This is a genomic window from Rhizobium brockwellii (assembly GCF_000769405.2).
GTDB classification, from domain to species: Bacteria; Pseudomonadota; Alphaproteobacteria; order Rhizobiales; family Rhizobiaceae; genus Rhizobium; species Rhizobium brockwellii.
The window spans coordinates 3,877,842-3,894,797 of the sequence record NZ_CP053439.1; the positions used below are offsets into that span (position 1 = coordinate 3,877,842).

The 16,956-nt window shown below is 61.6% G+C and carries 14 protein-coding genes; 4 read left to right on the forward strand and 10 right to left on the reverse strand.

All coding sequences use genetic code 11. The annotated features are described in order from the left end of the window. Window positions 1-54 precede the first annotated feature (54 nt). A complete protein-coding gene (locus RLCC275e_RS19090) occupies window positions 55-969 on the forward strand; it encodes an ROK family protein (RefSeq protein WP_033179581.1) in 915 nt (304 codons plus the stop codon). On the opposite strand, the gene RLCC275e_RS19095 is transcribed toward RLCC275e_RS19090, so the two are convergent. From RLCC275e_RS19095 to RLCC275e_RS19140, 10 genes are all read right to left on the reverse strand, one after another. Further along, window positions 966-2,876 (reverse strand): beta-N-acetylhexosaminidase, encoded by a 1,911-nt coding sequence (locus RLCC275e_RS19095; protein WP_033179580.1) that lies wholly within the window; start codon window positions 2,874-2,876, stop codon window positions 966-968. The two genes, RLCC275e_RS19090 and RLCC275e_RS19095, sit on opposite strands and share 4 nt — an antisense overlap. A gap of 213 nt (window positions 2,877-3,089) precedes the next feature. Further along, window positions 3,090-6,236, reverse strand: coding sequence for an efflux RND transporter permease subunit (locus RLCC275e_RS19100; protein WP_033179579.1), 3,147 nt, complete (start codon window positions 6,234-6,236; stop codon window positions 3,090-3,092). 29 nt (window positions 6,237-6,265) lie between these two features. Beyond that, on the reverse strand, window positions 6,266-7,405 hold the full coding sequence (locus tag RLCC275e_RS19105) for an efflux RND transporter periplasmic adaptor subunit (RefSeq protein WP_033180610.1): 1,140 nt from the start codon (window positions 7,403-7,405) through the stop codon (window positions 6,266-6,268). Window positions 7,406-7,455: 50 nt separating this feature from the next. Then, window positions 7,456-8,064, reverse strand: coding sequence for a TetR/AcrR family transcriptional regulator (locus RLCC275e_RS19110; protein WP_017995250.1), 609 nt, complete (start codon window positions 8,062-8,064; stop codon window positions 7,456-7,458). Window positions 8,065-8,346: 282 nt separating this feature from the next. Beyond that, window positions 8,347-8,778 carry an OsmC family protein gene (locus RLCC275e_RS19115; RefSeq protein ID WP_003543147.1) on the reverse strand — a complete coding sequence of 144 codons (432 nt, stop codon included), beginning with the start codon at window positions 8,776-8,778 and terminating at the stop codon, window positions 8,347-8,349. Between the two features lie 190 nt (window positions 8,779-8,968). Further along, entirely contained in the window at window positions 8,969-9,748 is a 780-nt protein-coding gene (locus tag RLCC275e_RS19120) for an SDR family oxidoreductase (protein WP_033179578.1), read from the reverse strand. After that, window positions 9,749-10,639 (reverse strand): aldose 1-epimerase, encoded by an 891-nt coding sequence (locus RLCC275e_RS19125; RefSeq protein ID WP_033179577.1) that lies wholly within the window; start codon window positions 10,637-10,639, stop codon window positions 9,749-9,751. Then, a complete protein-coding gene (gene araH / locus RLCC275e_RS19130; RefSeq protein WP_003553039.1) occupies window positions 10,636-11,586 on the reverse strand; it encodes an L-arabinose ABC transporter permease AraH in 951 nt (316 codons plus the stop codon). Before araH ends, RLCC275e_RS19125 begins: the two co-directional genes overlap by 4 nt. Window positions 11,587-11,603: 17 nt before the next feature. Then, window positions 11,604-13,109 (reverse strand): L-arabinose ABC transporter ATP-binding protein AraG, encoded by a 1,506-nt coding sequence (araG, locus tag RLCC275e_RS19135; protein ID WP_033180609.1) that lies wholly within the window; start codon window positions 13,107-13,109, stop codon window positions 11,604-11,606. A 70-nt stretch (window positions 13,110-13,179) separates the two neighbouring features. Then, window positions 13,180-14,163 (reverse strand): arabinose ABC transporter substrate-binding protein, encoded by a 984-nt coding sequence (locus RLCC275e_RS19140; RefSeq protein WP_033179576.1) that lies wholly within the window; start codon window positions 14,161-14,163, stop codon window positions 13,180-13,182. A gap of 213 nt (window positions 14,164-14,376) precedes the next feature. Between RLCC275e_RS19140 and RLCC275e_RS19145 the strand changes: the two genes are divergently transcribed. The 3 genes from RLCC275e_RS19145 (at window position 14,377) to RLCC275e_RS19155 (ending at window position 16,896) form a co-directional block, all read left to right on the forward strand. Next, window positions 14,377-15,132 (forward strand): FadR/GntR family transcriptional regulator, encoded by a 756-nt coding sequence (locus RLCC275e_RS19145; protein WP_033179575.1) that lies wholly within the window; start codon window positions 14,377-14,379, stop codon window positions 15,130-15,132. 66 nt (window positions 15,133-15,198) lie between these two features. Further along, window positions 15,199-16,347, forward strand: coding sequence for a galactonate dehydratase (gene dgoD, locus RLCC275e_RS19150; RefSeq protein WP_033179574.1), 1,149 nt, complete (start codon window positions 15,199-15,201; stop codon window positions 16,345-16,347). A gap of 153 nt (window positions 16,348-16,500) precedes the next feature. Then, window positions 16,501-16,896, forward strand: coding sequence for a DoxX family protein (locus tag RLCC275e_RS19155; RefSeq protein ID WP_033179573.1), 396 nt, complete (start codon window positions 16,501-16,503; stop codon window positions 16,894-16,896). The last annotated feature ends 60 nt before the right edge of the window (window positions 16,897-16,956 follow it).

Consider the following 16,956-nt stretch of genomic DNA (forward strand, 5'->3'; position numbering starts at 1 on the left):
CCCCGCCAACAATGCAAGCAGACGCTGGGAGACCAGAGCAACGGCAGAGTGGCAATGATCATTTCATTCGACATCGGTGGCACCGCCATCAAAGGTGGCATCGCTCGTTCCGAGACAGACATCGTTCCCCTCCGCCGCCGCCCGACGCCCAGGGATGATTTTGCCGCTTTCGTTGAGACCCTGCGCGGCATCATCGCCGAAACCGGCGAACAGCCGAACGGCATCGCCCTTTCCATCGCCGGCGTCGTCGATCCCGATACGCAACGCCTGATCTGCGCCAACATTCCCTGCATCCACGACCGTACGCTTGGCGCCGACCTCGAAGCCGAGCTCGGCCTGCCGGTGCTGATCGCCAACGATGCCGACTGTTTCGCGATGGCCGAAGCCGGTCTCGGCGCCGGCCGCGGCCACCGCATCGTCTTCGGCGCCATCCTCGGCACCGGCGTCGGTGGCGGCCTGGTTGCCGACGGGCGCCTCGTCAACGAGGCCGGCGGCTTTGCCGGCGAATGGGGTCACGGGCCGATCATCGCATCCGCAGCCGGCAATCCGCCCGTCGCCATTCCCGCTTATGCCTGCGGCTGCGGCCAGAAAGGTTGCGTCGACACCGTCGGCGGCGCCCGCGGCCTGGAGCGGCTGCACAAGACGCTGCACGATCTCGACCTTGCCAGCGAGGAGATCATCGCTCAGTGGCGCCATGGAGAGGAGAAGGCGACACGGACGCTCGACGTCTATGTTGATCTCGTCGCGTCGCCCTTGGCGCTGACGATCAACATCACCGGCGCAACCATCGTGCCGGTCGGAGGCGGGCTTTCCAATGTCCAGCCGCTGCTTGCCGAGCTCGACCATGCCGTGCGCGCCCGCATCCTGCGCAAGTTCGATCGCCCGCTGGTGGTGCGCAGCGAATGCCGCATCGAACCCGGGCTGATCGGCGCGGCGCTTTTGGGGCTGAAGGCCGGGACGGCGTCTTAAAGCACCGGCCACATCCGCACGATCGCTGCGAAGCGATCCCAGTCCTTGCGCGCAGAAGGCGTCCAGGCAGCCTCGGCGACCGCCGGGAGTCGCGGAAAAACCAGCCGGTTGAAATAGGCGCGCGAGACGAAGTTCTCGGTCCAGATGCAGGCCTGGATGCCACGCATCTTCTCCTGCAGCACCTCCGGCAACTCGCCCTCGGCCTCGTAAGCGTAGGTGTGTTCCGGCGGCGCGTAGCCCGCCCAGCCGGCGCCGGGCTCGGCCCAGGCCTCCGCCTGCGCCATGTCGAGATAATAGGCCTGCCCTGGCGTCATCACCACGTCGTAGCCTTCCTGTGCCAGCTCGATGCCGACGGCGGGCTTTTCCCAGGCCATCAGCAGCGTGCCGTCGCGGTCGACGCCGCCGCCATGCGAGACCTCGTTCCAGCCGGCAAGTTTCCTGCCGCGTTCCGACAGCATGGCTTTGATACGTTTCAGGAAATAGGATTGCAGCTCGGCAGTGCCGGCAAGTTTCTCCCGCTCCATCAGTGCCTTGCAGAGCGGCGAGGAAAGCCAGGAGCCATGCGCCACTTCGTCGCCGCCGATATGGAGATATTCGCCGGGAAACAGCGCCACTATCTCGTCGAACACCTTGCCGAGAAATTCATAGGTGAATTCCACCGCCGGATTGAGGGCGTTGTTCGGATAACCCTGCACCGAGCGGTAACTGTCCGGCGCCTCCTGCCCGTCGACGAGCTCGGGCAGCGAGAACAGCGTTGCCATGCTGTGGCCCGGAATATCGATTTCCGGCACCACCTCGATATGCAGCGAGGCTGCATGCGCAACGATCCGCCTGGCATCCTCCTGGGTGTAATGACCGGAGCGCGTTTGCGCCCCGTCGCCGAGCTGCGGCACGAGCACTTCATCCGGCCCGCGCCGCGCGCCGATCTCCGTCAGCGTGGGATAGGCCTTGATCTCTAGCCGCCACGCTTCGTCATCGGTCAGATGCCAGTGGAAGATGTTGAGCTTGTTCCAGGCGAGAATATCAATCAGCCGGACGACGTCTGCCACCGGATAGAACTGCCTGGACACATCGAGATGGCAGCCGCGCCAGTCATAACGCGGCTGGTCGGCGATCGTGCCGAAACTGGGGAAATTGAAGCGCTCGCGATCGGCGCGGGCGCCGTGCAGCAGTTGCGCCAGGCTGATCAGCCCGTAATGCCGCCCGGCGGCATCCGCACTCGAAAGTACAATCTCATCCGCGGTAAAACGCAATTCGTAAGCGAAGGCGGCGATCGACGATTCGGTGACGAAACGAATGACCCGCCCGCCTTCGACGGCACCGAGGGAAAACGGCACATTGTCGGCCGGATAAAGCCGCTGGTAGAGCGCGAGAACCAGCGACAGCGCCTTGACCGCATCAGGCCGCGTCCGCTCGGCCGGATAAAGGACGACCGGCAGCTCTCCCGCCTTAAGCCCGAGCGCCAGCGGCCAGGGCAGCAGCGAATAAGGCTCCTCGGCCCGACCTGGCGGCAGAAGCGGCGGCGCCACGCCACCATCCCGGCCTTCGAGCATGAGATCGCCGAAACCAACAGGAACGTGGCGTCCGTCGCCAAGTGTCAGATAGGCCGATTTGATGCCAGCCGTTACATGTTTCGGCTCTCTGGTCAGCCCCTCGACGGTGAACCGCCAGCGCCCGCCGGGCGGCACGCTCAGGTCTTCGGGCGGCAGGAATTCATGGAAATGCGCGACCTGCCGCTTGAGGCTGCCGCCGTCGCAGACATGTTTGTCGGCAACCCGCGTCTCTGATGTATAGGCGAGCGAGAAACCGGACAGCGGCTCGGTCGAAAGATTGAAAAGCGCGAAGGCGAGGCGCCCGAAACTGCCCTCGATCGGGCTCCAGCTTGCTTCCAGATGGTAATCGGTCATGGTCGTGCCTTGCCTCGTCAATGGGTGGCCGGGATCGCGGTTGGTCTCCCGGCATGCTTTCACAGCTTAGCTTTTTCGAGGCGGCAATGGAATCGGCGCGCAGCTCCAAGACGGAGCAGGCGGTGAAGACGCGCAGCGCTTTAGGCACCGACGCGCTTTGATGAGTAAGCTGTGACCTGCAAGGAAAACGGCGCGGCTTTCGCCGCGCCGTCCTCACTCTGCTGCCAACGCCGGCGGATGTCTGTCATCCGCCTCTTCCTGGATGGCGTCGGCATGCTGGCCTGGCTCGTCCTTTGCCTTTGGCTCCCGGCCGAAGAAAAGGGCGTAACCGGCGGGCAGAACCAGAATGGTGAGCACGGTCGCAACCAGGATGCCGCCCATCATCGCGTAGGCAAGCGGACCCCAGAAGACACCGCGCGAGATCGGGATCAGCGCCAGCACGGCGGTCAACGCCGTCAGCATGATCGGCCGGAAACGTCGCACGGCCGCGCCGACGATCGCTTCCTGCCGGTGCATGCCGGCCTTGATATCCTGGTCGATCTGGTCGACCAGGATGATCGAGTTGCGCATGATGATGCCAAGCAGCGCGATGACGCCGAGGATCGCCACGAAGCCAAAAGGCGCGCCGCTGATCAGCAATGCGGCCGCAGCACCAATGATACCGAGCGGGCCGGTGGCAAGCACCAGCATCGCCTTGCCGAAATGCTGCAACTGCACCATCAGCAGTACGATGATGACGGCGAGCATGATCGGCGCCTTGGCGGCGATCGACATCTGGCTTTCCGCCGCATCTTCGGCGCCGCCCTGGATTTCGACCTTGTAGCCGGCTGGCAGGCTGTCGCGCAGATCCTTCATGTCGGCATACATCTTCATCACCACGTCGTTCGGCTGCACATCGTCAGGCAGCGTGGCGCGCACGGTGATCGTCGGCAGCCTGTTGCGCCGCCATTCGATGCCCTGCTCCATGACCGGCACGACCTTGGCGACCTGCGAGACCGGTACAAAGCCGCCGAAATCCGTCGGCACATAGACCGAGTTGACCGCCGACAGCAGCGAGCGGCTGGCATCCGGCTCGCGGGCGACGATCGAAACCGTCTCCTCGCCGTCGCGGAAATCGTCGAGCGCAGCCCCTGACATTGCGGTCTGCAGCATCTGGCGGACGCGCTGCGAGGTGACGCCGAGAGCCCGAGCGCGGTCCTGGTCGATCACCAGCTTCATCGCCGGCACCTCTTCCAGCCAATCGTCATGGATGGCGCCGAGCTCCGGATTGGCTTGGAAGCGCGCCTTTACCTGATCGGCGATCTCCCTGACTTCCTGGCGGTCGGGCCCCATGACGCGCATCTGCACCGGCCAGCCGGTCGGCGGACCGAGGAAGAGGCGGTCGACCTTGCCGCGAATATCGGGGAAGTCTTCCGCAAGGATCGTCCGTAGCTTGACGATCAGCCGCTCGCGTGCCGGTTCGTCATTGGCCATGACCAGCAGCTGGGCGAAGTTCGGATTGCGCAGCTGCTGGTCGAGCGGCAGGAAGAAGCGTGGCGCGCCTTCGCCGATATAGGTGGCGATGAACCGCTTGTCGGGATCATCCATCATCTTGGCTTCGAGCGCCTTTGCCTGCACCTCGACTTCCTTGATACTGGTGCCCTCGGGCAGCCAGAGATCGACGAGGATTTCCGGCCGCGAAGATTGCGGGAAGAAATTCTGCGGAATGAATTGAAAGGCCCAGAGGCTGGTGACGAAGGTGCCGAGCGTCAAAAGCAGCACGATGACGCGGTGGCGCACCGCCCAGCCGACCGTGCCGCGCAGCCTGCGGTAGAAGCCGGTGTCGAAGGCGTCGTGATGCTCGCCGGCGTGATGGCGCTGCTTGAGGATCATATAGCCGAGCCACGGCGTGAAGTAGACCGCGACGAACCACGAGGTGACAAGCGCGATGCCGACGACGTAGAACAGCGACCGCACATATTCGCCGGCCGTCGAGGCGGCGAAGCCGACCGGAATGAAGCCGGCCGTGGTGATCAGCGTGCCCGTCAGCATCGGGAAGGCAGTCGAGGAATAAGCGAAGCTTGCCGCGTCGATCTTGACGAGCCCCTCCTCCAGTTTTCGCTCCATCATCTCGACGACGATCATTGCATCGTCGACAAGCAGGCCGAGCGCGATGATCAGCGCGCCGAGCGAGATGCGCTGCAGGTCGATGCCGAGTTCGTACATCAGCGCAAAGGTGGCGGCCAGCACCAGCGGAATGGCGATGGCGATGACGAGCCCCGATCGCCAGCCGATCGATACGAACGAGACGACCAGCACGATGATGAGAGCTTCGCCGAGCGCATGCATGAATTCGCTGACCGCATCCGTCACCACGTCGGGCTGGTTGGCGATCTGATCGACGGCGACGCCGTAGGGCAGCGCCTCTTCGAAACGTTGATAGGTCGCCTCCACGCCCTTGCCGACATCGGTCACGTTGAAGCCCTTGGCCATCACGACGCCGACCTGAACGCTGTCGTGACCGTTGAAACGGTACTTGCGCTGGTAGGGGTCTTCGAGCCCGGAACTGACGGTGGCGATATCGCCGAGGCGCGTTACCTGGCCGCCGGCGCGAAGGCGCAGCTCGCGAATGTCGGCCGCCTTCTTCACGTCGCCTTCGACCGATATGCGCACCGAGCGCAGGCCGGTATCGACCGAGCCTGCCGGATCGACATTGTTCTGGCCCTTGATGGCGTTCTGCAGATCGAGGATCGTCAGGCCGCGCTCGGAGAGCGCCTTGGATGAGACGTCGATATAGATCTTCTCAGGCTGGTCGCCGATGATGACGGCCTTTTCGACGCCCGGCGTCGTCAACAGCATGTCACGCGCCTGGATCGCGAATTTCTTCAGTTCCGGATAGGAATAACCGTCGCCGCTGATCGAATGCAGCGTGATGAAGGTGTCGCCAAACTCGTCGTTGAAATAGGGGCCGAGCAGGCCCTGCGGCAGCTCGTTGGAGATGTCGCCGACCTTCTTGCGCACCTGATAGAAGGCATCCGCCACTTCTTGCGAATTCGTGTCGCCCTTGACCTGCAGGGTGATGATCGCACTGCCCGCCCGCGTATAGGACTTGACCCAGTCGATATGCGGCGTTTCCTGCAGCTTGCGCTCAATCTTGTTGACGACCTGGTCTTCCATTTCCTGGATGGAAGCACCTGGCCAGAGCGCCTGAACGACCATGACGCGGAAGGTGAATTCAGGATCCTCGCGCTGGCCCATGCGCATCAGGCCGAGCACGCCGGTGATGATGATCAGCCCGAAAAGGAAGCGGGCGATGCTTGGATGTCCGATCGCCCAGCGCGATAGATTGAAGGGCCGCTTTTCGGTGGTGGTGGCGTCCATGGTCTTGTTCCCTATATCCTATGGCGCGATCAGCGGACGGTCTGTTCCGTAGCGGCCAGGGCCGACTGCTGGTCCGGCACCTTCACCTTCAGGTTCTCGCTCATGAACTGCGTGCCGGCCGAAACGACGAGATCACCGGTATCGAGGCCCTCGGTCACATGCACACCGTCGCCGGTGAAATCGGCAACCTTGATGTCGCGGCCATGCACGGTCGCCGTGTCGCGGTCGACGGTCCAGACCATCTGCTTGCCGTCCTTTTCAGCCAGGGCGCTGAGCGGGATCGAGACATAGCTGTTGCCATTGCTGACATCGGCCTCGATCGTCGCCGTCATGCCGAGCAACACCTGCGGATCGTTCGGCAGGCTCACCCGAACCGCAAAGGTACGCGACTGCTGGTCGGCGCTGCCGGAAACCTCGCGCACCTTGCCGTCGAGCACCAGCCTGTCGTCAGCCCAGAAGCTGGCCTTGACTGTCTTGCCCGGCTTGAATTCGGCAATGTCGTTTTCCGGAACCGCAATCTGCACTTCCTTTTCGCCGTCGACGGCAACGGCGACGACGGGAGTGCCCGACGCAACGACCTGGCCGACATCGGCATTGATCGTCGTGACAATCCCGTTGTGGTCGGCCTTCAGCTCCGCATAACTCACCTGGTTCTTCGCCTGATCGAGCGCCGAGACGGCGGCATCGCGGCTTGAAACGGCCTGATCGTAACTGAGCGACGCTTGCTCGAGCTGGGATTTCGGCGAAACATTCTTGTCGAACAGCTGCTGATTGCGCTTGTTCACGAGATCGGCAGTTTCGACGCCTTTTTCAGCGGCTGCGAGATTGGCTTCCGCCGTCTTGACCGCCAGCTGGTAATCGGTGGAGTCCATCCGAGCGAGCACATCGCCCGGCTTCACTTTGTCGCCGATATCGACGAGGCGTTCGGTGATCTTGCCGGCGACGCGGAACCCCAGGTTCATCTCCGTGCGCGCCTTGACCGAGCCCGAATAGTCGAGCTTGCGGGTGTCGCCTGCCTTGGCGATCTCGACGACCTTCACCGGCCGGATGACTTGCTTGACCTCAGCCTTCTCTTCCGAGCAGGCGGAAACGCCGACGCCGATGGCGCCGAAGAGCACGAGACTGGCGACGGACGGCATGCGATGGCTGAGGGTCTTGAGCGAAAACATCTTCCGCACTCCTGGATCGTTTCGGGGGTTCCGACGGCGGCTGCCGTCCATTATTTCTTCAGCGCCCTGATCACGTAGTCGATCAGTTCGTCGACGCTCGCGCGGTTCGTTTTGGCAAGACATTGCGCCACCATCTGCGGATGGCAGAGCGTGTTCGTCGCCGCACCGAAGCAGCGCGAGGCAACGACCGGGTCCTGCTCGGCGAACTCGCCGGCTGCAATGCCTTCAGCAATGATTTCGGCGATGAGATCATGAATGCGATCGATGTGTTTTTCGATGACGTGCCAGTCGCGATCGATCGCGACAATGATCATCTCGTGCACCTTCATCTCGTCGAGCATCACATCCAGCGTCAACTGATGCTGGGTCTCGACATAGCGGCGCAGCCGTTCGCTGGCGCTGATCGGCTGATGGCGGATGTCGTAAGCCATCTGGTAAGCGGTGGCGAGCATGCGGCCGCAGAGCGCTTGATGGATTTCCACCTTGGAGGCGAAGAAACGATAAATATTGGCCGGCGACATGCCGAGATCACGGGCAATGTCGGCCACCGTAGTCTTGCTGTAGCCATAGTGCCGGAACAGTCGCTCGGCCGCATCGAGAATGCGCGTGACATTCTCCTGCCGCGTGATGTCGAGTGTATTTTCCGCGATGTCGTTCATAAGTTTCGGGACCTGAATTACGACTGACGATTTTCGAATTTCGTCAGTCGTAAAATATCAGACGTTACTTGTCAATATGCCGCGGCGCAGCACAAAGTGTCGCGGGACGAGGACGATCCGGCGGAAGCGACAATCAAGAAGATCGATGAACGGTGAGAAGGCCCGTACCGCACGCGTCATGCCGACAGCCGATGACTTCGGGATAGGCGGACCCGAGAATGCAGGCCACAAATGGAAAGTGCCGCGACGACAAGCGCGGCACTTCGTCAATGGAGTGACGGGTCAGACGACCTTGACGTCGAGTGTGATCGGAACGGAGGCGAGCGCCTTGGAAACCGGGCAGCCGGCCTTTGCCTTGTTGGCGAGTTCGGTGAAGGTCGCCTCATCGGCACCGGGAATACGGCCGGAGAGCGAGAGATGGATGGCAGTGATGGCAAAGCCGCCCTCGACGCTTTCGAGCGTCACCTTCGCAGAGGTTTCCATATGCTCGGCGGTAAAGCCGGCTTCACCGAGGATCAACGACAACGCCATGGTGAAGCAGCCGGCATGAGCGGCACCGATCAGTTCTTCCGGGTTGGTACCGGCAACGCCTTCGAAGCGGCTCGCAAAACCGTAGGGATAATCCTTCAGGGCGCCGCTCTGCGTCGAGATCAGGCCTTTTCCGTCCTTGAGGCCACCGGTCCAATGAGCCGAAGCCGTGCGATTGATCTGCATGCCGTCCTCCTGTTTTCGATTGTGCTTTCAGAGCATGATGCCGAAAAGTGTGCGCGGTTTTCGGACAACACCATGCTCCAACTGTTTCCAGTCCATGCCTGCGGGAGATCAGATATCCTTCCCGATGGGCAATATAATGCTCTATCCCGAGAAGACGACAGGCTTGTAAAAATAGCGGGGTCGAATCCCTTCAGGCGGGATGCTGCAGCACGCTGAGGCCGCCATCGATCGTCAGGCAGGTGGCATTGATGAACGGGCACTCGTCGGAAATCATGAACATGGCCGCCATGGCGATCTCCTCCGGCGTCGCGATGCGTCCGCCGGGATGCAGCTTCATCGTCTCGGCCTTAGCCGCGTCCGGATCGGGAAAGCTGTTCCAGTAGTCGATCACCTTCTGCGTCGAGACATAACCCGGCGCCAGCGCGTTGACGCGGATATTGCGGGCCGCATATTCGAGCCCTAGGGATTTCGTCATTCCGAGCAGGGCGTGTTTTGCCAGCGGATAGGGAAAGGTGTGCGGGATGATGGTGAAGGCGTGCGTCGAGGCAATGTTGAGGATGACGCCGCCGCCCTGTTCGATCAGCCCCGGCAGCACCGCTTTGCAGCAGTTCCATGCGCCCTTCAGATTGATGTCGAAGCAGCGGTCCCAATCCTCATCCGTCGTCTCCAGCGGTTCGGAGAAGACATTCACCCCGGCATTGTTGACGAGCGCGTTCAGCTGTCCGATCTCTTCATTCGCCTGAGCGACCAATGTGGTGATCGTGCCGGCATCGGTAATATCGGCCGGCAGATAACCAAGCCGGCCGCCATTGCTCTGGAGCTCTTTCGCTGTCTTCGCCAGCAGCGCGGCATCGCGATCGACGAGAAAGACGGCGGCATCCTCCTGCATGAAAGCCTTTGCGATCGCAAGCCCGATACCCTGCGCGGCACCTGTTATCAGGATGTTCTTGCCCCGCAGGCGGCCGCCCATCTATCCCTCCTCCGATTGAACCGGCAGCGCCGACATCAGGATCGTCACGGTGCCGGCAAGAGCCTCCCCCGGCGCAAGCGGCGCAAGCCCACCGAAATCAGGAAGGTGATGCCCGTTCGGCAGATGGCTCATTGGCTCGAGACAGAAGAAGTCGTTCCGGTTGACCGGCATATACAGCATGAAGCGATCGAGCGCACCGTCGGCTTCCAGCGCCGCCTGAATTCCAAGTTCCGGCCAGGCGATTGCCGCTCGCCCATTCCAGCCCTCGAAGGCATTGTTCATCCATCTCTGCGGCAAGAGCGTTTCGGATCTGAAATCGAAATAACCCGGCACAGGGCCAGGCATCTCGGGCAGATGGTCCGGCCGCTCGCTCCAATAGCGATCGGCAGCAATCGTCAGTCGCGTCTTTGGCGTGCGCGCGAAGAAGGGATGTTGACCGAGCCCGAAAGGAAGAGCCGCTTCGCCGCGGTTTTCCACGGACAGTCTAAGCACCAGTGCATTGCCGGCGAGACGGATCTCCTGCCGAGTAAGATAGGCATAAGGTGAAACACTATCGGCGCTGCGGGAAAAGGAGAACTGCGCATGCTCCGGGCTGGAGTCTTCAAGCTGCCAGAGGCTGAGCCAGCCGTCGCCGTGCCGATAGAGCGGATCGGAAGTATTCGGCTGGAAGGCATAGTCGCGTCCGGCAAAGGACATGATATTGCCTTCCACGCGGTTGCCGAACGGCACCATCGCGAAATTCGCCATCGTTTCTTCAGGGCCGCCAGCCGCAACGAGAAAGGGTACGCCCCGATATGTTCCGGCGGTGACGGCGGCACCCCGATGGCTGACCCGGACGGCAAGATCGCCGTGCCTCAGTTCGATGTCGTCCCCGTCTCGTCCCTGGTTCATCCGCGTCGCCCCGAAGCCGAAGACCTCAAATTGTCGAGCAGCACTGCGATCAGCAGGATCAGCCCGCGGACCACATACTGATAGAACGCCTGGATATTCAAGAGGTTCATGACGTTTTCGGCAATGCCCATGATCAGCACGCCGACGATGACGCCACTCATCGCCGCCCGGCCGCCGGCCAGCGAAACACCGCCGAGAACGCAGGCCGAAATCACCGAAAGTTCAAGCCCTGTCGCCGCATTCGGCTGGCCGGAGGTGATGCGGGAGGCAAGCAGGATGCCGGCAATGCCGCAGACAAGTCCCTGCAGCGCAAAGATCCAGATGCGCATGTTGACGACATTGACGCCGGCAAGCCGAGAGGCCTCGGGATTGCCGCCGATAGCCAGCGTGTTCTTGCCGAAGACGGTGCGATTGAGCACGAAACCGAAGAGGATGAAAAGGATCAGCATGATCCAGATCGGCGTCGGCACGGTCAGAAATCGCGACAAGGCAAGCTGGTAGAAGGCGGGATCATTGATGCCGACGGCGCGGCCATCGGAGGCGATCAGCGCCAATCCGCGCACGATCTGCATGGTCGCAAGCGTGGTGATCAGCGCATTGATGCGAAAGCGCGCAATGACGATACCATTGACGAAACCAACGACGGCGCCGCAAAACAGGGCGGCGAGCAGCCCGACGGGAATGGAGCCCGTCGCATTCGAGACCATCACCGCGATCATGCCGGAGAAGGCGACGATCGATCCGACCGACAGGTCGAAATCGCGAGATGCCAGGCAGAACATCATCGTGCAGGCGACGATGCCGATCGTGACGACCGATTGCAGCAGCCCCAGCATGTTTCGCTCGGTCAGAAAGTTCGGAACGAAGAGCGAGACGATCACGAAGGCGGCAGCGAAGATCACCACCAGCCCTTGTTCGCCGAGAAGGATTTTTTTCAACGAATTCATCGTCCGTATTCCTGGTTTTAGATGGTGCCTGCGGCGTTCTTGTCGGGCAGCGCTGCCGTCAGGATACTGCGCTCGTCGAAATGCGGACGGGCGACATTGGCCGCCACCCTGCCCTGGCACATCACCATGATGCGATCGGAAATGCCCATGACTTCGGGCAACTCGCTGGATATGACCACGATCGCCATGCCGCCGGCCGCAAGCTCGTAGAGGATTTCGTAGATTTCCGATTTCGCCCCGACATCGATGCCGCGCGTCGGCTCGTCGATGACGAGGACCTTGATCCCCTGCTCGGACAACCAGCGGCCGAGAATGACCTTCTGCTGGTTGCCGCCCGAGAGGTTGATGATGTCCTGCTTGCGCGACGGCGTCCGCACCCGAAGCTTGGCGATGAACCGATCTGCCAGCGCCGCTTCTTGTCTGGGGCTCAGAATGCCGAAGGGCGAAAAATGCCGGCGCGACGAGATCGCGATATTCTCTTCGATCGATCGCCCTTGGATGATGCCGTCGAACTTGCGGTCCTCGGGGCAAAGCACCATGCCGGCATTGATCGCCGCTTTCGGATTGTTCGGCGAAACGGCAACGCCGTCGATCGTGACCTGGCCCTGATGCCTGGTGTCGGCGCCGTAAAGCAGCCGCGCCATCTCGCTGCGGCCGGCGCCGATCAGGCCGAAGAAGCCGAGGATTTCGCCCTGGCGGACGGAAAAGCTGATTGGATGGCGCAGCCTCGGCCCCGATAGGCCCTTGACCTCCAGTCGCACGTCGCCGAGCGCGCGTTCGCGCCAGCCCCAGACATTGCTGATCTCGCGTCCGACCATTTCCGAGATAATCTGCTCGCGCGTGGTTTCGGCGATCTGAGGATGGTGGGCGGCAAGTTTGCCGTCGCGCAGCACCGTCAGGCTGTCGCAAAGACGGAAGATCTCGTCGAGGCGATGCGAGACGTAGAGAATGACCGTTCCCTTCGCCTTCAGCCTGTCGATGAGGGAAAACAGGATTTCGCTTTCGCGGGAGGAAAGCGAGGAGGTCGGCTCGTCGAGCGCAATCACCCGCGCATCGAGCATGACGGCCTTGGCGATCTCGACCATCTGCCGCGCACCGATCGAAAGCGAGGCGACCTTGGCCGACGGATCAACATCGATGCCGATCTCCTCGAGCTTCGACCGCACCGTCTCGATCAGCGCCTTCGAATGGATGACGCCGCCCTTGGCCGGAAAGCGTCCGAGCCAGAGATTTTCGGCGACTGTCAACTCCGGAACGAGCTGTAGTTCCTGATGGATGACGATGACGCCGGCATGGAAGGCGTCGCGGACGGACCCGTATCTCTGCTCCTCGCCGTCGATGAGGATGTTGCCGGCATCGGCCGCCTGATCGCCGGACAGTACACGGATCAGCGTCGATTTACCCGCTCCGTTTTCGCCCATCAGGCCGTGGACGGCGCCCTTCTCGACAGTGAAGGACACATCCGCCAGCGCCTGCACGCCGGGATAACCTTTGGAGATATTGCTGAATTCGAGGAAAGCCATCATCGCTCCGCCGAGAAAGACCCGACGGCACGCTGAGCGGCCGCCGGACGATATCATCTTGGAAGGACGATCACTCGATGCCAAGATCCTTGCGGACCTTTTCATAATCGTCGCGCAGCGCTAGAGAACCCGAGGTCAGCGTCAGCTTTGCCGGCTCCTTGTCGTTGGCGATCCAGTCATACATGTTGAGCGCCGTCTCATAGCCGTGACGCTTCGGCGAGATGATGACAGTGCCGAAGAAGCCTGTCGCCGCCGGCTTCTTGAATTCATTGATCGCCGATTCGGCACCGCCGATGCCGACACCGATGACGTTGGCCGCCGGAATGCCGACCGATTCGGAAGCACGGACGGCGCCGAGGACGGCTTCGTCGTTGAGGCCGAAGGCGACCCAGTATTTCACGTCGGCATGCTTGTTGAGAACGGTGGTGGCCGCGTTGAGCGCCGCTTCCGTATCCGTCTTCGCCTGTGGCGCATCATAGATGTTTTCGGCCGGGAAGCCGGCGGACTTCAGCACCGACATCGCGCCTTCGACGCGGTCGACGGCGGTCGGCAGCTGGTCATAGGAGACCCGCACGGCGCCGACATTCTTCATGTCCCAGCCGCGCTTCTTGATTTCGTCGACGATCGCCTGGCCGACGGTCTCGCCGATCTTGGTCGCCGAAATGCCCATATGCGGCACGTCTTCCAGCGGCTTGCCGTCAGCGCTGACGAGGCGGTCGTCGACCGTCATCAGCTTCAGCTGGTTGGCTTCGGCCTTGGCGACGATGCCGGGGCCGAGCTTGACGTCGGGCGTGCAGATGATGAAGCCCTGCGCGCCCTGCGCGCCGAGATTATCGATCGCCGACTGGACCTTCTCGCCGTCTTCGGCGCCGATCTTGACGACGGTGAAGCCCTTTTCCTTGGCGGCCTGGTCGGCGAATTTCCATTCGTCCTGAAACCAAGGCTCCTCAGGCTGCTTGACGATGAAGCCTATCTTGACGTCCGCGGAAAATGCCGAGCCGGCTGCCAGAATGGCGAAAGTGCCAGCCAGAACGGCTGCTTTGAACAAGCGCATGTCTCTCTCCCTAAACTCTCAAAAACCGAGCAGCTGCCTCCCAGGCAACGTCCAATGAAATATGATAAATCATCATACCAGTCAATTGCCAATGTATGATGATTGGAATAATAGGATTATTGACGAGATGCCGGGAGGAAGCGTCGCAAAGCGGATCGAATTCGGATAATCAGGTTCGGTTGCCTAGCACGCGAGACAGAGCGGAGAGGTGAGTTGGAAACAATCGAGCGACAGAGCGGGGCCGAAAGCCGCCGCATCGAGCGCCGCCCGCGCGTACGCCGCAACGTCACGGCGGCGATCGCTCAGGATATCTGTGCGGATCGCTATCCCGCGGGCTCGCCGCTGCCCCGCGAGAACGATCTCTGCGAACTCTATGGCGTCAGCCGCACCGTCATTCGCGAATCGCTGAAAGTGCTGGAATCCAAAGGCCTTGTCCGTGGCAAGCCGCGCATCGGAACCACCGTCTGCGATAAGGACGACTGGAATATCCTGGACGCTGACGTGCTTGAATGGATGGGTCCCTATATCAAGGATTTCGACCTGCTCGGCTGCATTCTCGAAGCCCGCCGCACCATCGAGCCGGCAGCCGCCGAATATGCCGCCGAGCGCGCCAGCGCCCAGGAGATCGCCGATCTCGACAATGCCTGGCGGCAGATGCGCGACAGCGCCCGCGACCCGGAAAGCTTCACCGATGCCGACGTCATGTTCCACACGGTGCTGCTCACCGCCAGCCACAATCAGGTCTTTCGCCGGCTGTCGAGCGCCATTCACGCGGCGCTGAAATATGCGCTGCATGCCTCCAATATCGGTGTCGAGAACCGCGAGGATGCGGTGCTCGTTCACGGTCAGCTGGTCGAGGCCCTGCGCATGCGCGACAAGGCGGGCGCCCGTGAATGCGCCAACCGCATGCTCGATCTTGCGGTGCGCGATCTAGCCGCCGCCGAAAAAGCGATCGGCAGAACGAGATGACCGATCACGACAAATCTGCGGACGCGCCGCCGATCGCAAACCCGGGAAGAGACTGAAAGAACAGCGATGAAGATCACCAAACTCACCACCTATATCGTTCCACCGCGCTGGCTGTTTTTGAAGGTCGAGACCGACGAGGGCATCGTCGGCTGGGGTGAACCTGTTGTCGAAGGCCGCGCTCTCACCGTTCAGGCCGCCGTCCATGAGCTGGAAGACTACCTGATCGGCAAGGACCCCTTCTTGATCGAGGACCACTGGACCGTGATGTATCGCGGCGGCTTCTATCGCGGCGGCGCCGTCCACATGAGCGCGATCTCGGGCATCGACCAGGCGCTGTGGGACATCAAAGGCAAGGCGCTCGGCCAGCCGATCCATTCCCTGCTCGGCGGCCAGCTCCGTGATCGCATCAAGGTCTATTCCTGGATCGGCGGCGATCGTCCCTCGGATGTCGCCAACAATGCCAAGGAAGTGGTTGCCCGTGGTTTCAAGGCGATCAAGCTCAATGGCTGCGAGGAAATGCAGATCGTCGACACCAACGAGAAGGTGGAGAAAGCAGTCGAGACCATCGCCGCCATCCGTGAGGCAATCGGCCCGCATATCGGTATCGGCGTCGATTTCCACGGCCGCGTCCACAAGCCGATGGCGAAGGTTCTCGCCAAGGAGCTCGATCCCTACAAGCTGATGTTCATCGAAGAGCCGGTGCTTTCCGAAAACAAGGAAGCGCTGCGCGATATCGTCAATCATACGTCGACGCCGATCGCGCTCGGCGAGCGGCTCTTTTCGCGCTGGGACTTCAAGCAGGTTCTGTCCGACGGCTATGTCGACATCATCCAGCCGGATCTGTCCCATGCCGGCGGCATCACCGAATGCCGCAAGATCGCGGCGATGGCCGAAGCCTATGACGTGGCGCTGGCGCCGCATTGCCCGCTGGGTCCGATCGCGCTCGCCGCCTGCCTGCAGGTCGATGCCGTCAGCTACAATGCCTTTATCCAGGAACAGAGCCTCGGCATCCACTACAACAAGGGCAACGACATCCTCGACTACATCTCCAACAAGGAGGTGTTCCAGTATGCCGATGGTTTCGTCTCGATCCCGCAGGGTCCGGGTCTCGGCATCGAGGTCGACGAAACCTATGTCATCGAGCGCGCGAAGGAAGGTCACCGCTGGCGCAACCCGATCTGGCGGCACGCCGACGGCAGCTTCGCCGAGTGGTGAGAGCGCATAACCCCGAAAATCGGAACCGATTTTCGGAAAGGATTGTGCGCAATTCAAAGTGATAGGGTCGCGCAAGCGGCCCTTTTTCATTCCCCGTGTAGGATATCGCGTGTCTCGTCCGTCATAGTCGAAGCTCAAAGAGGAGACTTCAAAATGGCCAGAGCAATCGCAATCATCGTCGCCCGCATCATCTTCAGCTTCGTCTTCTTCATGGCCGCCGGCTTCAAGTTCGCCGATATCGGTGCGACGGCCGGCTATATCACCGCTGCCGGCTTTCCGATGGCGACATTCCTTGCCTGGGTCGCCGCCTTCTTCGAGATCGCGCTGGCGCTCGCTTTTATATCAGGGGCCTTCTTCACCGAGGCCAGCTTTCTCGCAGCCATCTATGTGATCTTCCTCGCTTTCGCCTTCCACGGTCCGTCCCATTGGCAACAGAACCAGGCCGAATTCGGATTCTTCATCGATCACTTTACCTTCCTCGCCGGTCTGCTCTTTGCCGCCGTCCACGGGCCTGAGAAATGGGCGTTGAAGCAAACCCTTCTAAGATAACCGAGACGACCCGCCTCCTTCCGGAACCAACTGCCGCGCCGAACAGTTGGCATGTCGGCA